This is a genomic window from Pseudomonas sp. 4CAES_32.4 (assembly GCF_058136335.1).
Genome location: NZ_CM176882.1, coordinates 1025757 through 1049785 on the forward strand (window position 1 = coordinate 1025757; position 24029 = coordinate 1049785).

At 58.4% G+C, this 24029-nt stretch carries 17 protein-coding genes and 1 pseudogene; 12 read left to right on the plus strand and 6 right to left on the minus strand.

Features of this window, described 5'->3' with window-relative positions:
* The first annotated feature begins 185 nt into the window (after positions 1 to 185).
* From AC3Y64_RS04510 to AC3Y64_RS04525, 4 genes are all read left to right on the plus strand, one after another.
* Positions 186 to 1979, plus strand: a complete 1794-nt coding sequence (locus tag AC3Y64_RS04510; protein WP_489986578.1) for a DUF1302 domain-containing protein — start codon at positions 186 to 188, stop codon at positions 1977 to 1979.
* A 23-nt stretch (positions 1980 to 2002) separates the two neighbouring features.
* Entirely contained in the window at positions 2003 to 3370 is a 1368-nt protein-coding gene (locus AC3Y64_RS04515; RefSeq protein WP_489986579.1) for a DUF1329 domain-containing protein, read from the plus strand.
* Positions 3371 to 3510: 140 nt separating this feature from the next.
* On the plus strand, positions 3511 to 6069 hold the full coding sequence (locus AC3Y64_RS04520; RefSeq protein WP_489986580.1) for a helix-turn-helix transcriptional regulator: 2559 nt from the start codon (positions 3511 to 3513) through the stop codon (positions 6067 to 6069).
* A gap of 158 nt (positions 6070 to 6227) precedes the next feature.
* Entirely contained in the window at positions 6228 to 9740 is a 3513-nt protein-coding gene (locus AC3Y64_RS04525) for a dermonecrotic toxin domain-containing protein (RefSeq protein ID WP_489986581.1), read from the plus strand.
* Between the two features lie 38 nt (positions 9741 to 9778).
* On the opposite strand, the gene AC3Y64_RS04530 is transcribed toward AC3Y64_RS04525, so the two are convergent.
* Positions 9779 to 10573, minus strand: a complete 795-nt coding sequence (locus AC3Y64_RS04530) for an IclR family transcriptional regulator (protein ID WP_489986582.1) — start codon at positions 10571 to 10573, stop codon at positions 9779 to 9781.
* A 164-nt stretch (positions 10574 to 10737) separates the two neighbouring features.
* Here AC3Y64_RS04530 and hmgA point away from each other — a divergent pair, with 164 nt between their 5' ends.
* The 4 genes from hmgA to AC3Y64_RS04550 all read left to right on the plus strand — a co-directional run bounded on the left by hmgA (position 10738) and on the right by AC3Y64_RS04550 (position 15511).
* Positions 10738 to 12042 (plus strand): homogentisate 1,2-dioxygenase, encoded by a 1305-nt coding sequence (gene hmgA / locus AC3Y64_RS04535; protein ID WP_489986583.1) that lies wholly within the window; start codon positions 10738 to 10740, stop codon positions 12040 to 12042.
* 3 nt (positions 12043 to 12045) lie between these two features.
* On the plus strand, positions 12046 to 13350 hold the full coding sequence (fahA, locus tag AC3Y64_RS04540) for a fumarylacetoacetase (protein ID WP_489986584.1): 1305 nt from the start codon (positions 12046 to 12048) through the stop codon (positions 13348 to 13350).
* A 12-nt stretch (positions 13351 to 13362) separates the two neighbouring features.
* A complete protein-coding gene (gene maiA / locus AC3Y64_RS04545; RefSeq protein ID WP_489986585.1) occupies positions 13363 to 13998 on the plus strand; it encodes a maleylacetoacetate isomerase in 636 nt (211 codons plus the stop codon).
* A 142-nt stretch (positions 13999 to 14140) separates the two neighbouring features.
* A complete protein-coding gene (locus AC3Y64_RS04550; RefSeq protein ID WP_489986586.1) occupies positions 14141 to 15511 on the plus strand; it encodes an MFS transporter in 1371 nt (456 codons plus the stop codon).
* Between the two features lie 185 nt (positions 15512 to 15696).
* On the opposite strand, the gene AC3Y64_RS04555 is transcribed toward AC3Y64_RS04550, so the two are convergent.
* Positions 15697 to 16500: a SirB1 family protein gene (locus tag AC3Y64_RS04555; RefSeq protein ID WP_489986587.1), complete on the minus strand. Its 804-nt coding sequence runs from the start codon at positions 16498 to 16500 to the stop codon at positions 15697 to 15699.
* A 185-nt stretch (positions 16501 to 16685) separates the two neighbouring features.
* On the opposite strand from AC3Y64_RS04555, the gene AC3Y64_RS04560 reads away from it, so the two are divergent.
* Positions 16686 to 17705 (plus strand): Glu/Leu/Phe/Val dehydrogenase family protein, encoded by a 1020-nt coding sequence (locus tag AC3Y64_RS04560; protein WP_489986588.1) that lies wholly within the window; start codon positions 16686 to 16688, stop codon positions 17703 to 17705.
* A gap of 145 nt (positions 17706 to 17850) precedes the next feature.
* On the opposite strand, the pseudogene AC3Y64_RS04565 reads toward AC3Y64_RS04560, so the two are convergent.
* Positions 17851 to 18105 (minus strand): annotated as a pseudogene (locus AC3Y64_RS04565) (YebG family protein); the annotation flags it as partial.
* A gap of 289 nt (positions 18106 to 18394) precedes the next feature.
* Here AC3Y64_RS04565 and AC3Y64_RS04570 point away from each other — a divergent pair.
* Positions 18395 to 18895: a phosphate-starvation-inducible protein PsiE gene (locus tag AC3Y64_RS04570; protein WP_064387957.1), complete on the plus strand. Its 501-nt coding sequence runs from the start codon at positions 18395 to 18397 to the stop codon at positions 18893 to 18895.
* Here the strand turns inward: AC3Y64_RS04570 and AC3Y64_RS04575 are convergent.
* The 3 genes from AC3Y64_RS04575 to AC3Y64_RS04585 form a co-directional block, all read right to left on the minus strand.
* The gene (locus AC3Y64_RS04575) at positions 18892 to 19209 is read right to left on the minus strand and encodes a DUF3509 domain-containing protein (RefSeq protein WP_489986589.1); all 318 of its coding nucleotides are present in this window, start codon (positions 19207 to 19209) and stop codon (positions 18892 to 18894) included. The two genes, AC3Y64_RS04570 and AC3Y64_RS04575, sit on opposite strands and share 4 nt — an antisense overlap.
* A 305-nt stretch (positions 19210 to 19514) precedes the next feature.
* Positions 19515 to 20816, minus strand: a complete 1302-nt coding sequence (locus AC3Y64_RS04580; protein WP_489986590.1) for a serine/threonine transporter — start codon at positions 20814 to 20816, stop codon at positions 19515 to 19517.
* An 86-nt stretch (positions 20817 to 20902) separates the two neighbouring features.
* Entirely contained in the window at positions 20903 to 22279 is a 1377-nt protein-coding gene (locus AC3Y64_RS04585) for an L-serine ammonia-lyase (RefSeq protein WP_489986591.1), read from the minus strand.
* Positions 22280 to 22414: 135 nt separating this feature from the next.
* On the opposite strand from AC3Y64_RS04585, the gene AC3Y64_RS04590 reads away from it, so the two are divergent.
* Both AC3Y64_RS04590 and AC3Y64_RS04595 read left to right on the plus strand, forming a co-directional pair.
* On the plus strand, positions 22415 to 23362 hold the full coding sequence (locus AC3Y64_RS04590; RefSeq protein ID WP_007914183.1) for a LysR substrate-binding domain-containing protein: 948 nt from the start codon (positions 22415 to 22417) through the stop codon (positions 23360 to 23362).
* A 199-nt stretch (positions 23363 to 23561) separates the two neighbouring features.
* Positions 23562 to 23969, plus strand: a complete 408-nt coding sequence (locus AC3Y64_RS04595; protein WP_064119419.1) for an HPF/RaiA family ribosome-associated protein — start codon at positions 23562 to 23564, stop codon at positions 23967 to 23969.
* Positions 23970 to 24029: the final 60 nt, after the last annotated feature.

Sequence of the window (24029 nt, forward strand, 5' to 3'; positions counted from 1 at the left end):
ACCCGATGTGCGCCATGCGCTGCATTGATGATCCTCCATCCAGCTCACTCATGAGTCGCGCAGAGCCACGGCCCGTGTGGGCATTCATCCTTTCGAGCGACAACGCGAATACCTCCTTGGTGCGCTTATCGACCCGGTTGCCCGGCAGTAGGGTGGGGCCTTCTGTCACTCACCGGGGAAGACGCATGACAAAAACAACAATGCGCGCCATCTTCACACCGCAGGCGCTGGCCGCTGCGGTGGCTCTGGGTTGCTGTGCCCAGGCGCACGCGGTTTCGTTCAATATCGGCGAGATCGAGGGGACGTTCGACTCGTCGCTTTCGGTCGGAGCCAGTTGGGGCATGCGCGATGCCGACAAGTCGTTGGTCGGCACGGTCAACGGTGGCACCGGGCAATCCTCCACCGGTGATGACGGGCGCCTGAACTTCAAGAAGGGCGAGACCTTCTCGAAAATCTTCAAAGGTATTCACGACCTCGAACTGAAGTACGGCGACACCGGTGTGTTCGTGCGTGGCAAATATTGGTACGACTTCGAACTCAAGGACGAAGACCGCGAGTTCAAGCAGATCAGCGACAGTGGCCGCAAGGAGGGCGCCAAGTCGTCCGGCGCGCAAATCCTCGATGCGTTCGTTTATCACAACTACACCATCGCCGATCTGCCGGGCACCGTGCGGGCGGGCAAGCAAGTGGTGAGCTGGGGTGAAAGTACCTTCATCGGCAACTCGATCAACAGCATCAACCCGATCGACGTTTCGGCGTTCCGGCGCCCCGGAGCAGAGATCAAGGAAGGCCTGATCCCGGTGAACATGCTGTTCGGTTCGCAGAGCCTGACCGACAAACTCTCGGTCGAAGGTTTCTATCAACTGGAATGGGATCAGACCGTTCTGGATAACTGCGGCACGTTCTTCGGCGTCGATGTGGCGGCGGATGGCTGCAACAACGGCTACACCGTTGGCAGCCCGGCAGTCGCGCCGCTCGTGCCTTTGACCACCGCGTTTGGCCAAGGCATTCAGGTGACGCGCGAAGGCGTGGTGATTCCCCGTGGCGGCGACCGCGATGCGCGGGATTCCGGGCAGTGGGGCACGGCATTGCGCTGGCTCGGTGACGACACTGAATACGGTCTCTATTTCATGAACTACCACAGTCGTACGCCGTCAGTGGGCACCACCACCGCTGGGCTTTCGACGCTGTCGGCATTGCCGGCGATGGTCGGCATCGCCAACGGTCTGGCCCCCGGCAGCGGGGCAGGGCTGGCGCAAAGCGTGATGCTCGGGCGCGGTCAGTATTATCTGGAATACCCGGAAGACATTCGCCTCTACGGCGCCAGTTTCTCCACCACGCTGCCCACCGGCACCGCGTGGACTGGCGAGATCAGCTATCGGCCCAACGCACCCGTGCAGGTCAACACCAACGATCTGACCCTGGCGCTGGTCAACCCGATTGCCGGCGGCACCGCTTCGCCGCTGAGCACCTCGCCAGGCGCCGACAACAAGGGTTACCGCCGCAAGGAAGTCACGCAGATTCAGAGCACCCTCACGCACTTTTTCGATCAGGTCTTGGGCGCCGAGCGTCTGACCGTGGTCGGTGAAGCTGCGGTGGTGCACGTCGGCGGTCTGGAGTCGCGCAGTCAGTTGCGCTATGGCCGAGATTCGGTGTACGGCCAATACGGTTTCGGTGGCGACACCGACGGCTTCGTCACCTCGACGTCGTGGGGCTATCGCGCCCGGGCCATCCTCGATTACGCCAACGTGATCGGCGGGATCAACCTCAAACCCAACCTGTCCTGGTCGCATGACGTTGCCGGTTATGGCCCCAACGGCCTGTTCAACGAAGGCGCGAAAGCGATCAGCGTCGGCGTCGATGCCGACTATCGCAACACCTACACCGCGAGCCTCAGTTACACCGACTTCTTCGGTGGTGATTACAACGTCCTCGAAGACCGTGACTTCGTGGCCCTGAGCTTCGGCGTGAACTTCTGATCTGCCCGAGAAGGATGACTGCAATGCGCAAAACGATTCTGCAATGTGGCGTGCTGGCCCTGAGTCTGCTGGCAGCCAATGTGATGGCGGCGGTGTCGCCAGATGAGGCTAATAAACTCGGCACCAGCCTGACCCCGCTGGGCGCCGAGAAGGCCGGCAATGCCGACGGCTCGATTCCGGCGTGGACTGGTGGCCTGCCAAAAAACGCCGGGGCGGTGGACAGCAAAGGTTTTCTCGCCGACCCGTTTGCCAGTGAAAAACCGTTGTTCACCATCACCGCAGCGAACGTCGACAAGTACAAGGACAAACTCTCCGACGGCCAGGTGGCGATGTTCAAACGCTACCCGGAAACCTACAAGATCCCGGTCTATCCGACCCATCGCACCGTCGCCGCACCGGCGGACATCTACGAGTCGGCCAAGCGCAGCGCGCTGAATGTGACCACGATCAACGACGGCAACGGCCTCGCCAATTTCACTGGCAATCGTTACTACGCGTTCCCGATTCCGAAGAACGGCGTCGAGGTGTTGTGGAACCACATCACCCGTTATCACGGTGGCAACGTCAAACGCATCATCACTCAGGTGACCCCGCAAACCAATGGCAGCTACACGCCGATCCGCTTTGAAGAAGTGATCGCCGTGCCGCAATTGATGAAGGACATCGACCCGGACAAAGCCGCCAATGTGCTGACCTTCTTCAAACAGTCGGTGACCGCGCCGGCGCGTCTGGCCGGTAACGTGTTGCTGGTTCACGAAACCCTCGATCAGGTGAAGGAACCGCGCCTGGCGTGGATCTACAACGCCGGCCAGCGCCGCGTGCGTCGCGCCCCGCAAGTGGCCTATGACGGCCCGGGCACGGCGGCCGATGGCCTGCGCACATCCGACAACTTCGACATGTTCTCCGGCGCCCCGGATCGCTATGACTGGAAACTGGTTGGCAAAAAGGAAATGTACATTCCGTACAACAGCTACAAACTCGATTCGCCGAGCCTCAAGTACGACGACGTGGTCAAGGCCGGGCACATCAATCAGGACCTGACCCGCTACGAACTGCACCGTGTCTGGGAGGTGATCGGCACCGTCAAGCCGAACGAACGGCACATCTACGCCAAGCGCCACATGTACATCGACGAGGACAGCTGGCAAGTGGCGCTGGCTGATCACTACGATGGTCGCGGGCAACTGTGGCGTGTCGCCGAAGGTCACGCGCAGTATTACTACGATCACCAGGCCCAGGCTTACACGCTCGAAGCGCTCTACGACATCATTGCCGGTCGCTACATTGCCTTGGGGATGAAGAACGAAGAGAAGCACAGCTTCGAATTCGGCTTCGAAGCCAAAGCCGCCGACTTCACGCCATCGGCCCTGCGTACCGAGGGCGTGCGGTAACGGTCTGGATACATCGGCAAGACAAAAGGCGACCGTATGGTCGCCTTTTTTATGGGCATCAATCAGCGCGCTGAATACTCGTCAACAACCTGCTCGCAGAGGGCTAGGGTTGCCGGACAACTATAAAAAGGCGCACTGCGATGACCGCTATGACCTCGTGCCTGGATCGCCCGGGATTCTTGCCCAGACTGTCGTCCCATCATCAATCGCGTGGGCGCTTGAGCGGGCCATTGCTTGAGTCGATGGCGCGGGTGCGATTGCTGTGTGCACCGGCGGGCAGCGGCAAGAGTGCGTTGCTCACCGAATGCATGTTGCAGGCCCCGGCGTCGTGCGCCGTACGCTGGCTTGCCCTGGCGGGCGCAGCGCTGAGTGTTGAAGGTTTTTGTCAGCGTCTGGGGCAGGCGCTGGGTTTGCCCGATGCTGATGAAGAGGACATTCGCGCGGCTTTGCATCGCGTATCGCAACCGACCTGGCTGGTGCTCGACGATTATTGTCGGCAACCCGAGCCTGCACTCGATGCCCTGCTTGATCGCCTGTTGTCCCTGAACAATCCGGCGCTCACCTGGTGGATCGCCACACGTCGGCGTCCGCCGTGCAACTGGCCGCGCCTGCTGCTGGATGACGAACTCCACGAGTGTGACAGCACGACGCTGGCGCTGACCCCGGAGGAGATTGCCCAGGCGCTGACACATCTGCCTGCCGAGCAGGTCTGCAGCGTGGCTTCGCGCATCGTGCAGCGCACCGGCGGCTGGTGCGCGGGCGTGCGCATGGCGCTGCTGCAGAAGTGCGACTGGGCGCAAAACCAGCCGCCGCAGCAGCAGCGCATCGACACACTGTTCGACTACCTGCAACACGAACTCTTCAGCCATCTTTCCCCGGAGCTGGCCGAAGCCTGGCGAGTACTGGCGCACCTGCCGCGTTTCAACGCGGATCTGTGTGAGCATTTGTTTGGCGCCGGTGAAGGTGCGCAGTACCTGCGCGAGTTGCAGATGCTGGGTTGCTTCATCGAACCGTGGCAGGCATCAAACGAGTGGTTGCAGGTTTTTCCGCCGTTGACCCGGGTGATGCAAGAAGCACATTGGCCACAGGGGCGATCCTGGCATCGCCTGGCGTGCCAATGGTTTTGCGCGCGTGAGGACTGGCGGGCGGCATTCGAACAAGCCTTGCACGCGCAAGAAAATGAAGTGGCGATCAGCCTGTTGCAGCATTTCACTTTCGAGGACCTGTTCGAAGATCAGACCGTGGTGCTGTTGCTGCGTCTGCACGAGCAACAGGGCGAAGAGTTGACCCTATGCTCACCGCAACAGGTCGGGATGATCACCGCCGCATTGCTGTTTGCCGGACGTTTCGAACAAGCCGCCGCCTGCATCGAACACATGGCGCGATTCGTCCCGCAACCTTCAGCGCGGCAGCAGCGGCAATGGATTGCCCGCTGGCAGGCATTGCAGGGTTGGCTCTTGCATTTGCAGGGGCGGATGACGGCGGCTCGCGAGCATTTCCAGGAGGCGCTGGCGGAGTTGAGCGCTGACGCCTGGACGGCGCGGCTGTTGTGCCTGTCGGGGCAAACCCAGCAAGCCTTGCTCTGCGGCGAACTGGAACTGGCGTATGCGATCAACCGCGAGGCGTTGTGCCTGGCCAGGGCGCAGGGTTCATTGTTGTTCGAAGGCCTGCTTGAGCTGGATCATGCGCAATGGCTCGAACAACGTGGCGCCCCGGCACGGGCCGAACAGTTGCTGGCCAACATGCAGGCATTGCTCGAACAGCGCGAATCTCCACCCGTGCCGTTGCGCGGGCGCATTGCCTTGCGGCGCGGCCGATTGGCCCTTTGCATGGGCGAGGAGGCCCGCGCCGCCGGGTTTTTCCGCAGTGGCCTGGACGATTGCCTGCGCAGTCATGACAAACGGGTGCTCTACGGTTTTCTGGGGCTGGCACAATTGGCGGCCAATCATGAGGATTACGCACAAGCCTTCGGCCGGCTGCGCGATGCCGAGCGATTGATGCAACAGCGGCAGATTCCGGACACGGTTTATCGCGGAGTCTTGCTGCAAGTCAGCAGTCAGTTCTGGTTGCAGCAGGGACGGCCGGAGCTGGCTGAAGAAGCATTGAGCCGAGTGTTGCGGCACTTTCGTGGTGATCAGGCGCGACAGGCACCACCGGCAACTCTGGAGTTGATAGCGCGCATTGAATATTTACTGCTCATCGCGCAAATGCACCAGCGAGTCAGTGACAGTGATTACGCTGTACTGCTTTCGCAATTGCATAAGGCACAGCGGAGCGGGTCCGTGCTGCTGGAGGTTGAGCTGTTCTTTGCTTTGGCAGATGCCGCTTCCTTGTTATCAAGGGCACTCGTCGCCCAAGAGCATCAACGGCAAGCACTTGAGCTTATTGATAAATATAATTTGCAACAGACGCGTCGAGAATTTGAATTGCGTCAAGCGCAGTCGTTCTTAAGTGGCGCGATTAAAGTTGCGAAAAATAATAGCCATTTATCAGGGTCGGAACGAGGCTCGCTAAGTCAGCGAGAACTTCAGGTGTTGCAGATGATTGCGCTGGGTGATTCGAATCTGCAAATAGCTCAGAAGCTTTTCATTTCATTGCATACTGTTAAGACGCATGTAAGAAGAATATACGGAAAGTTGGGCGTTACGCGCCGCACACACGCAGTGGCTACGGCCAGAATGCATGGTTTCATGAGTTGATTTTATTTGTAAAACTGGATGTCGTGTATTCGGCTTCACTTTTCTTCAGGTTTTGAAATCTATTTTGCATATCCGTAGCTTTGTTCTCTGAGTTAGTTTGATTTCAAGTGATGGGCGCAGTTTGCTTCTATCGAAAATCAAGTTAACAAGGAAGCGGTATGAATAATTCTACTAGTAATCTTTCCAGGGTTCGTGATGGGCTTGACGCGTTACGCAGTGAGATCGGTCGCATTCCATCGTTCCGGAGTACAGTCCAGGATTGTTTGCTGACTGAGCTCCAGAAGAGCAATCCTGATGTTTTTATCAGTAAGTTATTTATTAATTTGCGTTCGGGTGTAAGTGCGCAGGGCAATCCGAAGCCGCCGGTCGGCAGTTTGCTTGAGGTGTTTCTGGAATGTCTCGAGTCTGGTCGTTCGGCTCAATATGACGCGTCGCGTTATGCCGTCTATGAGTTTGCAAACTCCACACGGGCTGAGCACATCGTGCAATCACCGGGCATTGCCGTAGTCGAGAAAGTCATTCGCGAAGTGCTGAATGTTTTTTCCTCGAAATATCTTTCGACGGTTGAGGGTTATTGGAGCCGAACCTATGCGAAAACCGCGACGGCTGTCAGGGGCGGTTCGCGGAGGGCGGAACTGGCGAATGTGCAAGAAAATCTGTTCTGGGAAGAAATGCACGTATCGGGTGGGGAATTCGGTATCAAGTCCGATGACCTTCGCTCGCTTGCGTTTCTCACGCAAAGTGGGCGGCGACATGATTTTTACGATGTACGCATTGAAGATAAAAATGGCCATTACGTTGTGCTGCCGGGCGCTTTCGCGGTTCCTCTGGTTGACCCGGTACTGGACGAACTGACGCCTCGTGGCGGCAGGAAAATATTCCTCTATACGCCCAGCCACGGCGGTGAGGTGTTCGCTGACTCGCTGAGTTTGCAACGATCCCTTGAGCAGCGTCTGACGCAAACAGACAGTCGTGACATTACGCTGCTCGCGCTGGCCGCTGAAGAAAGCGCCTCTATTACTGCGGCAGCTAAAATCCGCTTTCTGAAAGTGAGTGGAGATTTGTTCGAATACGGCTGTGACAGCGTGCTGAACACACTTAAAAGGGATCTTTCCCGTGTGCTTGAGGGGTTTAAATCAAGCAATCAGGAGTTCAACGGCACCGTTACACGGGTAGAACAGGCACAGCGCCTGCAAAATTTACCCCGCCTTGCATTTTCGCGGCACGCGCGAATAGTCCGACTGATGCAAAAAAGCGCGTGGCCAAACTGGCTGAAAAACACCAACGACGTTAACCAGGAACTATTCCTCGGTCTGGAGCAGCGTCTGCTGGAGAGCCAAGTCAAATTTCATGAGTTAACCAAGGACGTAACATCCCTTAAAGACTATACCCGCGCCGCTGTCGAGGAATTCATTTCCCCAGGTGCCGACGAACTGGTCGATCCGGATACGATTTATGTAATCGTTACGCACACGGTGAGGTTGGCGGACGGTAAGCGAATTGAGTTGAAGGAAAGAAAAACACTCACGCAAGCCTTTATGTATGGCGCTCACGATGAAAAGGGACAGTATGCAATTGAGGTCGTGGGGAGAACTGATAATCCAAAATTGACTTCGGCCAATATTCTCCGGGCTATCAAACAATCTAATATGCGCAATAATTATATTGTCGCGAGGGCGTTTGTTTTTGCTGATGATGACGTTGTCGAATCCTTGCGCGAGGTATTGGGACGCAAAACAGCGCTGAGTATTTTCTCTGCGGTTGTGCAAAGGCAAGTCACATCGGTAGCCAACGATATGGTGATGCGTTACAACTTCGGCGATACCAGCATTGAGACGAAACGACTGGCGGCCGGGCCAGGTTTTGGCTCGTGCAAGGATCTGGTGGTTTATCGCCGACGAGGCGTCACCGCTGATCGCGACCTTCATGTGCTTAATGCCCCGGGGTTTCCATCGGGTCAGGAATGGTTTCAGTTCGCCGATATCGACACGTTGCGGCGAACGGTATTCGGTTGGTTGAAGGCAACGGGTACAGCAGAGTATCTGGAACGCCAAGGTTATTCATTTAAAAAGCCATTACCCCGGGGCGAAACTGCAGTTCGACAACCCAATATCAATTTTGATGGCCTGATGTTGGATGTTGTTGAATTGCGAAATGAAGATGAACCCGCACCGCTGTATGCCAGTGCGCAAAATCTGGTGCGATGTGAAAGTCATGAGATAGGCTTGGCTACTCCAGGCTGGTATCGAAAAGCTACTTTGGCAGACCAAGGCCTGCACACTCGATTGAACTCCGATTACAAAGCGCTCTATGAGGCTTCGAGGGAAAAGCTTGAGGTTACCCCTTTCAAGAAGTTTTCCTGCGATCTGGTGAAAAAAACAGTGACTGAGTATTTGAGTCGCTCGGGAATCAATATCGATATCAATCCCGATGAGGTATGGGTCAAGTTTCATACTCAGTCGAAAATCAGTCTGACGGAATTGTTTATCCAATGGCAGATGTGGCGATCCGATGTCTCGATTTTTGAAAAGCTGTTCATGGGCGGATACAGATTGCCAATCGGTAGTTCCAACGATGCTTTGAAGGATGAGCTGCGGCAGGCGACTTTCTGGTCGTTCAGTAACCAGCCTATCGCTGCGCTGAATGCCAGACTGATAAACGATCTGATCGATTTGATGCCGGGTGAGAAGTATCTCGCATACATCCGTTCGAAGTTCCTCAATGCCAATGATGTTTCGACGAAAGCAGAGCTTTATCGCAAGGTGAAGCAAAACGAGATGCACCGCGCAGCTGTTCTGCAAAAGATGAAAGGTGAACTTTCGCAGGAACAGTTCAATTGGGTGACTGGCTTGATCGATAGCCTGGATACCGATTTGCCCCGACTGGGAGGGATTGTGACCGGTCAGGCGCCAGGCGACGGCGTATGGGAATTGACGTTAGAGGGGCGGAAACTCGAGGGAGCTTACGTCTTCAGTCGCACTGTAAATGGTCGAAAGGAGTCGATCATCTACGTCCCTAATACCTACAACGACAAGGATTTCTTTCCCGTAGAACAACTGAGCGCTCAGTTGGAGAATCCTTCTTTCAAGAAAGATATTCTGAAAGTTACACGCTTTGAACATCTGGAGGTCATCCAGAACGTGTTGGCCAAGTATCTACACTACAAGCCAGGTGCAACACCGGCACCCGTATTGCGCGACAGCTATCAAATTCGATCATTCCAGCAAGAGTACAAAGAGATGATCCAGCGTTTCATCGCAGACGTGGATTATCAAACGACCAGTCCTTCCGAAGCCGTGTGGAAAGACGCGAAAATCCTCATCGATTTTGCACTGGATGTGGCTTCAATGTTCATTCCACCGCTGGGTCTTGCCGTGAGTGTGTTGCGCATCACTCATTTGGTCGTTCAAGGGATCATGGCCGCGAGCCTGGGCAGCGACGAAAAGGCTAATGCGTTGTTCGCCAGTGCCTGGCGCGGCGCGATTGTTCTCTACGTCGGCAAGGTGGCGGGCATTGGCAGTTCGGTCAACCCACTCGCGATGTTGTCGACTATCCGAGACATTGCCGATCTTGTATCGGCGGTCACCGGCGTTCCAGTCGGTATCAGCTATGTCACGGCGGCTGTTGCAACGCCCCCCGCAGTGGATGGAACCGTGCGCATTCTGGGTTAATCCAGGTCAGGTGCACCTCGACGTAGCGTTTATCGATGTTACTGGCGGCTAGCGGATGACTCAAAACCCATCCGCCAACTGACGGCCCGCGACGCAGCCAATAACCGCTGCGCCGCCGGGCCGTTTTCGTCGGCGTGAAACAGCGAAGTCGGGCCGACGATGGTCAGTACCGCAGCGATCTGGCCGACGGCGTTGAACACCGGTGCCGACAGCGCATCCACACCCGGCATCAGCAAACCATGCACATGATGCAGGCCACGTTCGCGGATCTGTTCGCACTGCGTTGTGTAGGCCTTTTCGTCTTTTAGCGGATGTTCGGCCACGGCGATTTCCTGCTCACGCAGTTCATCGGTCTCCCGATGCGGCAGATACGCGCTGAACACCAATCCCGTCGAAGAACTGAGCAGTGGCAACACCGAACCCAGTTGCGTCACCACGGTCACCGCACGCACCGCCGGTTCGATGTGCACCACGGTTGCGCCCTGATTGCCCCACACCGCCAAAAAGCAGGTTTCATTGAGTTCGTCGCGCAGCTCGGCCAAGGGCAGGGCAGCGACTTTCAGCACGTCCATACTGTTGAGGGCGGCCAGGCCCACGCGCAACGCTTCACGGCCGAGGCCGTAATGATTGGTGGCGGGGTTTTGCTCGGCGAACCCTGAGGCGATCAAGGCCTGTAGATAGCGGTGGACCTTGCTCGCCGGCATCTGCACGTGTTCGGCCAGACGCGACAGCGAAGTCGAGGGCGACAACTCGGCCAGAGCCTTGAGGATGTCGGTGCCGACTTCGGCGGAGCGGACTTTCTGTTTGCCGTTACTGTCGCTGGTTTTTTCCATGGTGCGGCCGGGTTCCGAAACGAATGGGCGTCTTTATAGCTTGACGCTGCATAGCGAGCAAATTACGTTATGCGTAATCGAATTACGATAATAACAACCCCGGCGTGCCGAAACCTCTGAGCCAGAGCGATGGGCCACTGCCGACTCCCTGTTCAGGAGGCTCCATGAACCTCGATTCAACCGCTCAGGCGCTGGCGTACCAGTCCGGCTTCGGCAACGAATTCAGCACTGAAGCGTTACCCGGCGCGCTACCCGTCGGCCAGAATTCCCCGCAAAAAGCCCCGTACGGCCTCTACACCGAATTGTTTTCCGGCACCGCGTTCACCATGACTCGCAGTGAAGCGCGGCGCACCTGGATGTACCGCATTCAGCCGTCGGCCAATCATCCGGCTTTCGTCAAACTGGAACGGCAATTGGCCGGTGGGCCGCTGGGAGAAGTGACGCCGAATCGCCTGCGCTGGAATCCGCTGGAGATCCCGGCCGAGCCAACTGATTTCATCGATGGCCTGGTGAGCATGGTGGCCAACTCCGCCGCCGAAAAACCGTCCGGCATCAGCATTTACAACTACGCCGCCAATCGTTCTATGGAGCGGGTGTTCTTCAACGCCGACGGCGAACTGCTGCTGGTGCCGCAACTTGGCCGTCTGCGTATCGCCACTGAATTGGGTGTGCTGGAAGTCGCGCCACTGGAAATCGTCGTGCTGCCACGTGGCCTGAAATTTCGTGTGGAATTGCTCGATGCGCAAGCTCGCGGCTACGTCGCCGAGAACCACGGCGCGCCGCTGCGTCTGCCGGATCTGGGGCCGATTGGCAGTAACGGTCTGGCCAATCCGCGCGACTTTCTGACTCCGGTCGCTGCATACGAAAACCTGCAGCAACCGACCACGCTGGTGCAGAAATTCCTCGGCCAGTTGTGGGCCACCGAACTCAATCACTCGCCGCTGAACGTGGTCGCCTGGCACGGCAACAACGTGCCGTACAAATATGATCTGCGCCGGTTCAACACTATCGGCACGGTGAGTTTCGATCACCCGGATCCGTCGATCTTTACCGTACTGACCTCGCCGACCAGCGTGCACGGTCTGGCCAACCTCGATTTCGTGATCTTCCCGCCGCGCTGGATGGTTGCCGAGAACACCTTCCGGCCACCGTGGTTCCACCGCAACCTGATGAACGAATTCATGGGCTTGATCCAGGGCGAATACGACGCCAAGGCTGAAGGCTTCGTGCCCGGTGGCGCCTCGCTGCACAGTTGCATGAGCGCTCACGGCCCGGATGGCGAGACCTGCACCAAAGCGATCAACGCCGAACTCAAACCGGCGAAGATCGACAACACCATGGCATTCATGTTCGAGACCAGCCAAGTGCTGCGCCCAAGCCGCTTCGCCCTCGACTGCCCGCAACTGCAATCCACTTACGACGCCTGCTGGGCCACGCTGCCCGCCACGTTCGACCCGACCCGGAGATAACCCATGACGCAGAATTCCATCACCCGCAGCTGGGTCGCTTCAGCCAACGGTCACGCAGATTTCCCGCTGCAGAACTTGCCGCTCGGAGTGTTCAGCATCGACGGTTCGGCGCCGCGCGCGGGCGTGGCGATTGGCGAGCAGGTTTTTGATCTGCAAGTGGCGCTGGAGGCTGGGCTGTTTGACGGAGCGGCGCGCAGTGCAGTGGAAGCCATGCATGGCGGGCAGTTGAACGCATTCTTCGAACTCGGCCGTGAGGCACGTGTTGCGTTGCGCGAGCGTTTGCTGGAACTGTTCAGCGAAGGCAGCACGCACCGCGGCAGCATCGAAGCCCAAGGCGCAAAACTGCTGCCACTGGCCGCCGATTGCCAGCTGCATCTGCCGGCACGCATCAGCGATTACACCGACTTCTATGTGGGCATCGAGCACGCGCAGAACGTCGGCAAACTGTTCCGCCCGGATAACCCGCTGCTGCCGAACTACAAGCATGTGCCGATTGGTTATCACGGTCGCGCCTCCACCGTGCGTGCCTCCGGCACCGACGTACGCCGCCCGAAAGGTCAAACGCTGCCGGCCGGCCAAACCGAACCAACCTTCGGCCCGTGCGCACGTCTGGACTATGAACTGGAGCTGGGCATCTGGATCGGTCAGGGCAACGAGATGGGTGATTCGATCGCCATCGGTGATGCTGCCGATCACATTGCCGGTTTCTGCCTGCTCAACGATTGGTCGGCGCGCGATATCCAGGCTTGGGAATACCAGCCGCTGGGCCCGTTCCTGTCGAAGAGTTTCATCACCAGCGTCTCGCCTTGGGTGGTCACGGCGGAAGCGCTGGAGCCGTTCCGCACCGCACAACCGGCGCGCCCTGAAGGCGATCCGCAACCGCTGCCGTATCTGTTCGACAAACGCGATCAGGATGGCGGCGCTTTCGACATCGAACTGGAAGTGCTGCTGCTCACTGAAGCCATGCGCGAGCAGAATCTGCCGGCTCATCGCCTGACCCTGAGCAACACCCGCTACATGTACTGGACCGTCGCGCAAATGGTCGCGCATCACAGCGTCAACGGCTGCCAGTTGCAGGCCGGTGACCTATTCGGTTCGGGCACCTTGTCCGGCCCGGAAAACGGTCAGTTCGGCAGCCTGCTGGAAATCACTGAGGGCGGCAAAAAACCGATCGAACTGGCTTCTGGCGAAGTGCGTAAGTTCCTTGAGGACGGCGACGAAATCATCCTGCGTGCGCGTTGCGCCCGTGACGGTTTTGCCTCGATCGGCTTCGGCGAATGCCGTGGCAAAGTGCTGGCGGCGCGCTGACGGGAGCGGTTCATGGATCTCTATACCTACTACCGTTCGACCTCTTCGTATCGCGTGCGCATCGCGCTGGCATTAAAGGGGCTCGACTATCAGGCGCTGCCGGTCAATTTGATCGCACCGCCCGGTGGCGAGCATCGACAGGCGGCGTATCTGGCGATTAATCCACAGGGCCGGGTGCCGGCTCTGCGCACCGATGACGGCGAGTTGCTGATTCAGTCGCCGGCGATCATCGAGTACCTGGAGGAGCGTTATCCACAGGTGCCGTTATTGCCCGAAGACCTCGTTGCCCGCGCGCAGGTGCGAGGTGTGGCGGCGGTGATCGGTTGCGATGTCCATCCGCTGCACAACGTCAGCGTACTCAATCGCCTGCGCCAGTCGGGGCAGGATGAGCCGCAGGTGGTCGAGTGGATCAGCCACTGGATCGGCCAGGGGCTGGCGACGGTGGAGCAGTTGATTGGCGACAGCGGTTTCAGTTTCGGCGAGTGGCCGTGCGTGGCGGATGTGTATTTGATTCCGCAGTTGTATGCGGCGGAGCGCTTTAATGTTTCGTTGGAGGCGTACCCAAAAATTCGCCGCGTTGCTGCATTGGCGGCTGAGCACCCAGCGTTCATCAAGGCCCATCCCGCCAACCAACCCGATAGCCCATAACACTGTGGGAGCGACCTTGCTCGCGATAGCGGTGGATCAGTCAGATCATTGCTAAATGACACACCGCTATCGCGAGCAGGCTCACTCCTACATGAGATTTTCGCTGTACACACAATCATAAAAACAAAAAAGGTACCTTGCGATGCACAACCAGATTGCCAGCTTTCGCGCGGCACTCGACGCCCGTCCTGTGTCCCGCTATCAGTGGTTGCTCTTGATTCTGCTGGCTCTGTTGCTGGTCACTGACGGCTACGACGCCCAGGTGCTCGGTTACGTGGTGCCAGCGTTGGCCCAGGATTGGGGGCTGGAAAAATCCGCGTTCGGGCCTGTGTTCAGCGCTAACCTGCTTGGCCTGACTCTGGGTTCTCTCCTGGTAACACCACTGGCCGACCGCTTTGGCGTGCGGCGAATCCTGCTCGCCTGCGTGCTGATCTACGCCAGCCTGACTGTGCTGATGGTCTTCGCCGATTCCCTCAATACGCTGATGATCGCGCGGTTTATCTGCGGCATCGGCATGGGCGGGGCAATGCCGAGTGCGATGGCGCTGATGTCGGAATACTCGCCGCCGCGCCTGCGTACCTTGATGGTGACGCTGGCCGCGTGCGGCTTCTCGTTCGGTGGTGCGGCGGGTGGTTTTGTTGCAGCGGGTTTCATTGATCAATTCGGCTGGCAGGCGGTATTCCTCGCCGGTGGCGTGACGCCATTGCTGCTGTTCCCGTTCCTGTGGTGGATGTTGCCGGAATCCCTACCGCGCTTGCTGCGCGATGCACCGCCGTATGTGCGGCTGAAAAAAGTCACGGCAAGAATGCTGCCGGATTGGCAGGTGCCCGTCGCGACCGTGGAACAGAACGAACGCGAGCAGGGCAGCAGACTGACCGTGGTCGAGTTGTTTCGCAACGGCTATGCGCGGCCGACGCTGCTGATCTGGGCAACGTTTTTCGTCAGCCTGATTCTGCTGTATTTCATGATCAGCTGGTTGCCGTCGCTATTGCTGGAAAGTGGCCTGAAACTCAACGAAGCCAATCTGGTGACGTCGATGTTCCTGTTCGCTGGCACTCTCGGTGCGATCTGCATGGCCTGGTTCGCCGATCGCTTGAAGCGCAAGGTGCGGCTGTTATCCGGCGTGCTGGCAGGTGCGGCGCTGTGCACGATTCTGCTGGGGATCAATCACGACAATCCGCGTTATCTGGTGACTTGTGTCTTCGCTGCCGGGTTTTGCATCATCGGCGGACAACTGACCTTGAATGCCTTCGCCAGCAATTTTTATCCGGCACATGTGCGTGCCACCGGCACCGGTTGGGCGCTGGGCGTGGGCCGTTTCGGTTCGATTCTCGGGCCGCTGTTCGGCAGCCTGTTGCTGGCGATGCACATCCCGGTTGAACAGATTTTCTTCTTCTGCGCGATCCCGGCTGTGATCGCCGCGCTGCTGATCATTCAGGTGCGTTCGCCCAATGACACCCCACCGCCCCCGGTGGGAGCGAGCCTGCTAGCGAAGAACGATAACGCGGTGTAACTCAGAGACCGGGTCGCCTGCATCGCCAGCAGGGCTGGCTCCCACAGAGATTTCTGCTTGAGCATAAGGCCCCGACTCAGCGCAAACCCTGTGGGAGCTAACCCTGCTAGCGAAGAACGATAACGCGGTGTAACTCAGAGACCGGGCCATCTGCATCGCCAGCAGGGCTGGCTCTCACACGGAACTCAGTGGACGATCGAGTTGGGCGGGAGGTGGCCGAGGCGCTCGGTCAGGCGCAAGCGCTGGATCGGGTCGTCGCTGAGTAGCAAGGCATGCTCCAGATCGAAGCGCTCGGCATTCGGGCAGTCGAGCCGCTGATACAGACTGGCTCGAGCCAGATAATCGGCGGCGCCAGCGTCACCGAGTTCGAGCACGCGTTCGGCGTCGATCAGTGCGGCAATGAAATCATCGTGGGTCAGGTACAACTGCCGCAGATTGCGCGACAGCCGCTGCAGCATCTGCACGGGCGTAGCGGTCGCCAGGTGCTCGGCATTGAGCTTCATGTTCGGCCCGTACTGGCGCTGCAACAGCTCACGACAATCGTTGGGGTACAAGCGGCGGCCACCGCAGGGATCGAGCAGATGATCGGCGCCGGGCACGCGCAATAGAAAGTGCCCGGGGAAATTGACGCCAACCAGCGGAATCTCCAGACCCCGCGCCAGCTCAAGCGCGATCAACGCCAGCGCCAAAGGCTGACCCCGGTGGGTCTGCAACACTTTATGCAGCAACGCCGCTTGCGGGCGCAGCGGCAGGAAATCATCCTGGGCGAATCCCAGTTCAATCATGCGCCGTAACAGCGGCTGTGCCAGCTCACTCACCGGTAGCATCGGCAAACCGTAACTGATGCGCTGTTGCAGCTCTTTGAAGTCTTGCAGCAGCGCAGCGGGATCCACTTCTTTTTCGTGCTCGGCAGCAATCCACAGCGCAGCTTCCAGCAGCGCGGGCGGTGAACGGTGCAGGCACTCGAAAAAACGTTGGCGCGGACTCATCGAAATCTCCGTCGAATGCCTCGTTTTAGCCCCGTCCGTGCCATTCGTCCAGTGTCCGGTTTTACGGGCGCGGGGTTATGCCGTAAAGCCATTGACCCTGGGGTCGCTTATTCCGGTGCGCTCCAGCAATTTTCAGGCGCAAGCCTATACTGGCGTTCTACAAGAAGTGATTCGGGAGCCCAACGATGTTTGCTCTCATGCAAAGCACTCGCCTGGATTCGCTGCACCTTAGCGTCGACCCGGTCTCCGGGTTGAAGGCGGTCATTGCCATTCATAACAGTCGCCTCGGGCCTGCTCTTGGCGGATGTCGTTATCTTGCCTATCCCAATGACGAATCTGCCGTCGAAGATGCCATTCGCCTCGCTCAGGGCATGAGCTACAAGGCTGCGCTCGCGGGCCTGGCGCAGGGCGGTGGAGTCGCGGTGATCGTGCGCCCGGCCCACGTGGAAAATCGCGGGGCGCTGTTCGAAGCCTTTGGCCGCTGCATCGATCAGCTCGATGGCCGCTACATCACCGCCATCGACAGCGGCACCTCAGTGGCGGACATGGATTGCATCGCCCAACAAACCCAACATGTCACCAGCACCACGTCGGCGGGCGATCCGGCGCCGCACGCGGCGATGGGGGTGTTCACTGGTATTCGCGCAACGGCCATGGCCCGTTTGGGCAGCGATAATCTGGAAGGCTTGCGTGTGGCGATTCAGGGCCTGGGCAACGTCGGGTTTGCCCTGGCCGAACAGCTGCATGCTGCCGGGGCCGAACTGCTGGTCAGCGACATCGATCACGGCAAGGTGCAATTGGCGATGGAACAGCTCAACGCCCATCCCATTGCCAACGACGCGCTGCTCAGTACGCCGTGCGACATTCTCGCCCCGTGCGGCTTGGGCGGTGTGCTCAACAGCCACACCGTCACGCAATTGCGTTGTTCGGCCGTGGCCGGATCGGCGAATAATCAGCTGACACATCTGGACGTGGCCGATCAACTGGAGCGGCGCGGGATTCTGTATGCGCCGGACTATGTGATCAATGCCGGTGGCTTGATCTATGTTTCGCTGAAACATCGTGGTGAAGAATTGCCGACGATCACCGCGCATCTGTCGAAGATCAGTTCACGGCTGACCGAAGTGTTCGCCCACGCGCAGGCAGAAAAACGTTCGCCGGCGCGGGTGGCGGACGAGTTGGCAGAAAAAGTTTTGTATCGCTGAGTTTCACAAGCATGAAAAAGGCCCTGAGCCATTCGACTCAGGGCCTATTCAATTCGGGCATCGCTTACTTCGCCGCTTTTGCCGCTTTGGCTGGCTTCGCCGGCGCTTCCGCAGGTTCTGCAGCTTCAGCATTTTCGACCGGCTCGGCCGGAGCATTGATCAGCTCGGACAGTGCATCCGGCTGGCTCTTGAATGCCCGGGCGAACACATCGCGGTTCTTCGCCATGTAGATCCCCGCTTCTTCCACTTGCTGTTCGGTCAGGGACGGAACGGCTTTTTGCAGCACATCGGCCAGATATTCGGCCAGTTCGAGCATTTTGTCATGACGGTCAGCTTCGGCTTTATCCATGAACAAGCGCTCCAGATCTCGGCTGCTGCGGTATACCACTTCGACGGCCATTCACCACCTCACATGCCTTCACATTAAGTTGTCTTGACGACTACTGTATCCATATACAGCGAAAAGGATAAGCGAATCCCTGCGCCATGGGTAGTGGCTTTTCAATGTAGACCGAATTTGCTGTTTGTCAGGGGCGCGCGCGGGTGGTGCGACCAAACGCCACGGCGCGGGTTTCGCGGCGGCTCGCCATGATGGCGTGGCCTCTTTTCTGCATGAAAACGGCTACGTGCAGAAAAACCGTCACGTCCAACACGCATCATCCGCTCGAATCGGGCTAAGGAACATCATCGTGAAAATCAACTGGGCCGAGAAACTGCGGCAAAACGTGCATCAACTGGCCGAGTCCCTGGGCAATCTGTTCGTTGAAACCTTCCACTATCTGGCGCTGTTTGCCATCGGTGCGGTGACGGCATACGCGGCCGTGATGGAGTTTCTCGGCATGCTCGAGGAAGGCCACATCAAGATCGATGACATTCTGTTGCTGTTCATCTATCTCGAATTGGGAGCGATGGTCGGGATCTATTTCAAGACCAACCACATGCCGGTGCGCTTTCTGATCTACGTGGCGATCACCGCGCTCACGCGTTTGCTGATCTCCAACGTCTCGCACCACAACCCGCCGGACATGGGCATCATCTATCTGTGCGGCGGGATTCTGCTGCTGGCGCTGGCGATTCTGGTGGTGCGTTACGCCTCGTCGCAATTCCCCTCGGTGAAGATCGAGAAACCGCAGCGCACACTGGGTAGCGGTTCCAGCGAGCATCCTGAAGTCGAGAAGGGCGAGCTTTAAAGTCCTGCCGCCTGTCGCGGCTGGCCAATGACCCGTGGCGGTGGCGGGGCCAGCCCGTCGCCGCTGGTCATGGCTTCGAGAATTGCCATGGCGCTGTGGCCCTGTTCGATGGCAATGCCGAATTGAATGCTTTGCACCAGACGTTTGAGGCGCGCCGGATCATTGCGCTGCTCGGCGCTGATCATGCGCTTGGCCACAATGTGGCCGCTGTTGGACAAGGTCAGCATGATGCTGCCGTCCAGGCCCTGAATACTCAGGTTGATCTGATAGTCCGGCGCGAAGGCATCGGTAATGATCTGAAATGGGTTGTCCATGATGCGTCACCGCCTGATTGAACGTGCAGTTGTTGACCGGCCATGATCGGGTTGGTTCGCCAAACCTGATCACTGGCCATTCCGTGTCCTGTTCTGGTTACTCATGTAGGAGCTGCCGCAGGCTGCGATCTTTTGCTCTTCAATGTTTTGATTTCGGTCATGAAGGTCAAAAGATCGCAGCCTCGTTTTACTCGACAGCTCCTACAGGGGGAGTTTGCAAGGGCTGTGCCGGAAAAATTGTCGAACAATAAACACGGCGATAAAAAAGGCGAGCCACGTGGCTCGCCTTTTTTTGTGGCCCGTTTTCAGGGCAGAACCGAGTAGATGATCGCAGACAGTGCAATCAGGCCGATCAACACCACAAACACATTGGAAGCCTGTCCCGAATACTGGCGCAAGGCCGGCACGCGGCGGATGGCGTACATCGGCATCAGGAACAACAGGCAGGCAATCACCGGCCCGCCGAGTGTTTCGATCATGCCGAGAATGCTTGGATTGAACGTCGCCACCGCCCAGCAACTGAGGATCATGAACAGCGCGGTCGCTCTGTTCAGCCAGCTCGCCGACATCACCCGGCCACGGCTGCGCAGGCTTTTCACGATCATGCCCTGAAAGCCTTCGCTGGCGCCGATGTAGTGACCGAGGAAGGATTTGGTGATCGCCACCAGTGCAATCAGCGGCGCGGCGTAAGCGATTACCGGGGTCTGGAAGTGGTTGGCCAGGTACGACAGGATCGAAATATTCTGCGCCTTGGCTGCCGCCAGATCCGCCGGCGACAACGCCAGCACGCAGCTGAAGCAGAAGAACATCACCGTGACGACCATCATGCCGTGAGCCATGGCGAGAATGCCGCTGCTCTTGCGTTCGGCCTGCTCACCGTAACGTTGCTTCTGATCAACGGCGAAGGCGGAAATGATCGGCGAGTGGTTGAACGAGAACACCATCACCGGGATTGCCAGCCACATTGTCTTGAGGAACACCGACATCGGCATCGCCTCCTGGGCGCTGGCGAAAAACGCGCCATTCCAGTTCGGGACCAGGCTGACCGCGAGCAGCAGCAACGCGGCGACGAACGGGTAAACCAGCACGCTCATGGCTTTGACGATTACGCTCTGGCCACAGCGAACAATGGCCATCAGACCCAGAATCAACGCCAGCGAGAGAATCGCCCGAGGCGGCGGGGCGATGTGCAGTTGGTGTTCGAGGAAACTGCTCAAGGTGTTGGTCAGCGCCACGCTGTACACCAGCAGGATCGGGAAGATCGCGAAGAAATACAGCAGCGTGATCAACTTGCCAGCGCCGATGCCAAAGTGTTCTTCAACCACTTCGGTAATGTTCCCGGAGCGCCCGGACAAGACAAAACGGGTCAGGCCCCTGTGGGCAAAAAACGTCATCGGGAAGGCCAGCACGGCCAGAATCAGCAACGGCCAGAAACCACCCACACCGGCATTGATCGGCAGGAATAACGTGCCGGCACCGATTGCCGTGCCGTACAGGCCAAGCATCCAGGTGGTGTCGAATTTGCTCCAGCCCTTGTGGGCCGTTTCTGTGTTGCTTGTGCGGTCTACAGCGGGATTTTCGGCAGCAGGTGTACGTACATCGGTCATCGGTATCGCCTCGTTATTATTTTTGCTCGGGCTCACGGTTGGCAGACCGTCGAATGCGGTCTGCCGGGGCAGTCAGGGAATGCGCCTCAGCACTCCACCCAGTTCACAGCCAGGCCGCCCCGTGAAGTCTCTTTGTATTTGTCATGCATGTCGGCGCCGGTATCGCGCATGGTGCGGATCACCCGGTCGAGGGAAATGAAGTGGTTGCCGTCGCCGCGCAGAGCCATTTGCGTGGCGTTGATCGCTTTTACCGCGGCGATGGCGTTGCGCTCGATGCACGGCACTTGCACCAGGCCACCGACCGGATCGCAGGTCAGGCCAAGGTTGTGCTCAAGGCCGATTTCGGCGGCGTTTTCCAGCTGCTCCGGGGTTGCGCCGAGTACGTCGGCGAGGCCGGCAGCGGCCATCGCGCAGGCCGAACCGACTTCGCCCTGGCAGCCGACTTCGGCGCCGGAAATCGAGGCATTTTTCTTACAGAGAATGCCGACGGCGGCCGCACCCAAGAAGAAATTGACTACGTCATCGTCTGACGCATCCGGGTTGAATTTCATGTAGTAGTGCAAAACTGCCGGAATGATCCCGGCGGCACCGTTGGTCGGCGCGGTGACCATGCGCCCACCGGCGGCGTTTTCCTCGTTGACGGCGAGGGCGAACAAGTTGACCCATTCCATCGCCGACAACGTCGAACTGATCACATTCGGTTTACCGATTTCCAGCAGACTGCGGTGCAGTTTCGCGGCACGGCGCGGCACGTTCAGACCGCCGGGCAGGATGCCTTCATGGCGCAAACCCTGTTCGACACATTCGCGCATCACCGACCAGATATGCAGCAGGCCCTGACGGATTTCCGCGTCAGTTCGCCACGCACGCTCGTTGGCCATCATCAGTTCGGACACGCGCAAATTGTGCGTCTTGCACAGTGACAGCAGTTCCGCAGCGCTGGAGAAATCGTACGGCAACACCACATCACCGGCCGGGGCCACACCGGACTCCGCTTCTGCCGCTTCGATGATGAAACCGCCGCCGACCGAGTAGTACGTGTGCTTGAACAGCTCAGCGGTTTCGCCAAAGGCTGTCAGCGACATGGCGTTGGGGTGGTAGGGCAGGCTCTCGTCCAGCAGCAGGAGGTCGCGTTGCCAGTCGAAGTCAATCCAGCGTTGCCCGGCGAGGGACAGCTGGCCGGTCTCGCGCAGTTGCTGGATGCAGGGATCGATGGTCGACGGATCGATGCTGTCCGGCCACTGGCCCATCAGACCCATGACCGTAGCGCGATCGGTAGCATGGCCGACGCCGGTGGCCGACAGCGAACCGTATAAACGGATTTCAACGCGACTCACATCGTTCAACAAATGCTGATCAATCAGCGCCTGGGCGAAGGTCGCGGCAGCACGCATCGGACCCACGGTGTGGGAGCTGGACGGGCCGATACCGACTTTGAATAGATCGAAAACACTGATAGCCATGCTAAACCCTTACAAGCAATGGAGTAGGAATCGCTGCCATTTTTTGTAGGACAAGCGCAATGTCGGCGATACTGCCTACCTCGGTCCTACGTGACTAACGAAACTTCCTAAGTAAGCCTTTAGCAGGACTAAACGATGAGTCGTCAATTGCATGCCCAGACCTACGTCTGGCTGCAGGTGTTTTCCTGTGCCGCGCGGCACCTGTCGTTCACCCGCTGTGCGGAAGAACTACACATCACGCCGGGAGCGGTCAGCCAGCAGATCCGCCAACTCGAAGAGCGCCTTGGCTTTCGCCTGTTTCATCGGCGTGCGCGCGGTGTGGAGTTGAGTGCAGAAGGACAGCGGCTGGCCATTACCGTCAACGAGGCATACGGCAGCATTGATGCGGAATTGCGTCGACTGGATGCCGGGATGATCAGCGGAATCCTGCGGGTGCGTTCGATTCCCTCGTTCTTGAGCAAGTGGCTGACGCCGCGTTTGCCACGTTTGCAGCAGCGCTACCCGGACATTCAGCTACGGCTGGTCGCCGAGGACAGCAGCGTGCCGTTGCACGAGGGCGACTTTGATCTGGCTATCGACTTGAACGACGGCAGTTACCCGGGGCTGTTATCCACAGCGTTGCTCGATGAGCAGATTTTCCCGGTCTGCGCGCCGAGCCTGTTGCGTGGACGACCGCCGCTGCACGGGCCGGCGGATCTGGTGCATTTCCCGCTGCTGCACGACATCACTGCCTGGCGGGGCAGTTATGAATACGCGGAGTGGGAGTTCTATTTAAACGCGATCGGCTTCGAGGGCGCCGACGTACGGCGCGGGCACACGTTCAATCGCAATCACCTGACCATCGAAGCGGCGATTGCCGGTATGGGCGTGGCGATTGCCCGGCGCACATTGCTCAACGATGAGCTGGAGCGAGGCACGCTGATTGTGCCGTTCGGCCTCTCGGTGCCTAACCATAAACGTTACGTGTTGCTCTATGCGCCGGGGGCGTTGAGCCATCCGGGCGTGCGTGCGGTGCATGATTGGCTGGTGGAAGAGGCGGGGATTTTTCGCAGCTTGCACCCGTTGAACGACGGGCAATTGTGAGCAAATTTTGCCGGGTTGCGAGGCGACCCAACTCCCGACCTTACCAGCGCTTTGCTCGGTTGTCCGGCTTTTTTTGCGAATGAATATTTATCTTTTTTCAGGGGTTGAAATGTTCGTCAGTCGGGCCGATTGTTGTAACCAAGGGGTCAGGAAATTCAATTCAGGCCCCTCGCGAGCTAGCTGAAATAAGGGATGAACTATGCAAATCCAAGTCAACAGCGATAACCATGTTCAAGGCAGTAAACGACTGGAGGAGTGGGTACGTACAACCATTGAGAGCACGCTCGACCGTTATGAAGAAGACCTGACCCGTGTCGAAGTCCACCTGAGCGACGAGAACGGTGACAAACCAGGTCCCCATGACTTGCGCTGCCAACTGGAAGCGCGGCCAAAAGGCCATCAACCGATTTCCGTGACCCATAAAGCCGATTCGCTGGAACAGGCAATCGACGGCGCTGCCGAAAAACTCGAGCACGCACTGGAGCACCTGTTCGGCAAACTGCGAGGTAAACCACGCGCCGCTGTAGTGCCATTTACCGGCAAGGCCAATGACAAGCTGTTGGCGGAAGAGTTTGACGAGAATGAACAGGCAGCGATCAACAGTTGATGCGCTGATTTTATAGCCACCCAATGAGAACGGGCCTGCGAAAGCAGGCCCGTTTTTGTT

Coding starts and splice junctions, on each gene's coding strand:
- AC3Y64_RS04510 (WP_489986578.1), top strand. CDS start 186: ATGACAAAAACAACAATGCGCGCCATCTTCACACCGCAGGCGCTGGCC.
- AC3Y64_RS04515 (WP_489986579.1), top strand. CDS start 2,003: ATGCGCAAAACGATTCTGCAATGTGGCGTGCTGGCCCTGAGTCTGCTG.
- AC3Y64_RS04520 (WP_489986580.1), top strand. CDS start 3,511: ATGACCGCTATGACCTCGTGCCTGGATCGCCCGGGATTCTTGCCCAGA.
- AC3Y64_RS04525 (WP_489986581.1), top strand. CDS start 6,228: ATGAATAATTCTACTAGTAATCTTTCCAGGGTTCGTGATGGGCTTGAC.
- AC3Y64_RS04530 (WP_489986582.1), bottom strand. CDS start 10,573: ATGGAAAAAACCAGCGACAGTAACGGCAAACAGAAAGTCCGCTCCGCC.
- hmgA (WP_489986583.1), top strand. CDS start 10,738: ATGAACCTCGATTCAACCGCTCAGGCGCTGGCGTACCAGTCCGGCTTC.
- fahA (WP_489986584.1), top strand. CDS start 12,046: ATGACGCAGAATTCCATCACCCGCAGCTGGGTCGCTTCAGCCAACGGT.
- maiA (WP_489986585.1), top strand. CDS start 13,363: ATGGATCTCTATACCTACTACCGTTCGACCTCTTCGTATCGCGTGCGC.
- AC3Y64_RS04550 (WP_489986586.1), top strand. CDS start 14,141: ATGCACAACCAGATTGCCAGCTTTCGCGCGGCACTCGACGCCCGTCCT.
- AC3Y64_RS04555 (WP_489986587.1), bottom strand. CDS start 16,500: ATGAGTCCGCGCCAACGTTTTTTCGAGTGCCTGCACCGTTCACCGCCC.
- AC3Y64_RS04560 (WP_489986588.1), top strand. CDS start 16,686: ATGTTTGCTCTCATGCAAAGCACTCGCCTGGATTCGCTGCACCTTAGC.
- AC3Y64_RS04575 (WP_489986589.1), bottom strand. CDS start 19,209: ATGGACAACCCATTTCAGATCATTACCGATGCCTTCGCGCCGGACTAT.
- AC3Y64_RS04580 (WP_489986590.1), bottom strand. CDS start 20,816: ATGACCGATGTACGTACACCTGCTGCCGAAAATCCCGCTGTAGACCGC.
- AC3Y64_RS04585 (WP_489986591.1), bottom strand. CDS start 22,279: ATGGCTATCAGTGTTTTCGATCTATTCAAAGTCGGTATCGGCCCGTCC.
- AC3Y64_RS04590 (WP_007914183.1), top strand. CDS start 22,415: ATGAGTCGTCAATTGCATGCCCAGACCTACGTCTGGCTGCAGGTGTTT.
- AC3Y64_RS04595 (WP_064119419.1), top strand. CDS start 23,562: ATGCAAATCCAAGTCAACAGCGATAACCATGTTCAAGGCAGTAAACGA.